The sequence below is a fragment of the Vibrio sp. 10N.222.55.B11 genome, from assembly GCF_041473705.1.
GTDB lineage: Bacteria > Pseudomonadota > Gammaproteobacteria > Enterobacterales > Vibrionaceae > Vibrio > Vibrio crassostreae_C.
On sequence record NZ_JBFRST010000178.1, the window covers coordinates 1 to 493 of the forward strand.

Here is a 493-nt window from a genome sequence, read left to right on the forward strand (position 1 = left end):
CTTGCCGAAGCCGTGAAAGACATCGGCGACCCACCCAAAATATTCACGGGAAAGCCGATGAAGTGCAGTAAGAAACTCGCGGGCTTCAACGATTGTTGTAAAGACTCAGGATGGGGGCAAGGATTGGGAGCGAAATGCAGCGAAGCGGAAGAAGCGCTGGGGGAAGCCAAAGAGAAAGGCTTAACCCTGTACGTGGGGCAATACTGCGCCAAGAAAGTGCTGGGTGTCTGCACCCGTAAAAAGCGCAGTTACTGCGTTTACGACAACAAGCTGGCCAAAATCATCCAAGAGCAAGGGTCTCTTCAGCAACTGGGTAAACGGTTAGGCAGTGCTAAAAATCCCACCTGCGCCGCCATTACGCCCGAAGAACTGGGTCAAATCAATTTTGAATACATTGATTTTAAAGAGTTCTACCCGGAAATGCGTGCCAACACCAACCTCCCCAACTTTGATGAAATCAAGAAACGACTTCAAAGTGCCACGGGCGGATAAC

General features: G+C 50.3%; 1 protein-coding gene. It reads left to right on the forward strand.

Annotated features, from left to right (window positions below; all coding sequences use genetic code 11):
• The coding region (gene traN, locus AB4503_RS25615; RefSeq protein WP_372115932.1) for a conjugal transfer protein TraN at window positions 1-492 on the forward strand (492 nt) is incomplete at its 5' end.
• Window position 493 lies beyond the last annotated feature (1 nt).